We start from the raw sequence: 1,330 nt of genomic DNA on the forward strand, positions 1-1,330 counted from the left end.
GCGGGGCCGTAGGTGTAGCCGCGTTGGGTGAGGTGGTGGTAGGTGTCGGTGAGGTCGATGGGGGTGGCGGTGGCGGGGGGCCAGGTGGTGTTGGTGTCGGGGGTGTCGGGGGTGTGGGGGGTGGTGTTGGTGAGGGTGCCGGTGGCGTGACGGGTCCAGGGGTGGTCCTCGTCCGCGCGCGAGTGGATGGTGAGCGCGCGCCGGCCCTCGGAGTCCGGTGCGTCGACGGTGAGTTGGAGGTCCACGGCCTGCTGCTCACACAGGACCAGCGGAGCGGCGAGGGTCAGGTCCTCCAGGGTGGCGGTGTCGGTGTGTTGGGCGGCGTGGAGGGCGAGGTCGACGAAGGCGGTGCCGGGCAGGAGGGTGGATCCGGCGATGGTGTGGTCGGCGAGCCAGGGGTGGGTGGTGGTGGAGATGCGTCCGGTGAGGACGAGTTGGTCGCTGTCGGCGAGGGTGATGAGGGCGCCGAGGAGCGGGTGGCCGGCGGAGGTGAGGCCCGCGGCAGTGACGTCGGTCGGCTTCGTGGTGGTGCGGTCGACCCAGTAGTGCTGGTGTTGGAAGGGGTAGGTGGGGAGGTCGGTTTGGGGGGTGGGGGTGGTTGGGGTCCAGGTGGTGGGGGTGTGGCCGGTGGTGTGGAGGGTGGCGAGGGCGGTGGTGAAGGTCTGGGTTTCGGGGGTGTTCTTGCGCAGGGTGGGGATGGCGGTGGCGTCGGTGGTGAGGGTCTGGCGGGTGAGTGCGGTGAGGGTGGTGTCGGGGCCGAGTTCGAGGTAGCGGGTGACGCCGGTGGTTTCGAGGTACTGGATGCCGGGGTGGAAGCGGACGGCTTCGCGGATGTGGCGGGCCCAGTAGGCGGGGTCGGTGAGTTCCGTGGTGATCGGTTGTGCGGTGAGGTTGGAGATGACGGGGATGCGTGCCGGGTGGTAGGTCAGGTCGGTGATGGTGGTCTGGAAGTCGTCGAGGATGTCTTCCATGTGGGGGGAGTGGAAGGCGTGGCTGACCTGGAGGCGGGTGGTGCGGCGGCCCTGGGTGGTGAAGTGGGCGGTGATGGCCTCGACGGCCGGGGTGTCACCGGAGACGACGGTGGAGTGGGGGCCGTTGACGGCGGCGAGGTCGGCGCCGTGGCCCTGCGTCTCCAGTAGCGCCAGTACTTCTTCTTCGGTGGCTTCCAGGGCGGCCATCGCGCCGTCGTTGCGGGCGGATTGCATGAGGCGTCCGCGGGCGGCGACCAGGGTGATGGCGTCTTCGAGGGAGAGGACGCCGGCGAGGTGGGCGGCGGTGACTTCGCCGATGGAGTGCCCGATGAGGTAGTCGGGGGTGATGCCCTGCTGCT

The 1,330-nt window shown here is 70.2% G+C and carries 1 protein-coding gene; it reads right to left on the minus strand.

The genetic code is table 11. From position 1 onward, the window contains the following. The coding region (locus tag ACWDBB_RS36215) for an acyltransferase domain-containing protein (protein WP_449793654.1) at positions 1-1,330 on the minus strand (1,330 nt) is incomplete at both ends.

The sequence above is a fragment of the Kitasatospora sp. NPDC001095 genome, assembly GCF_053598615.1.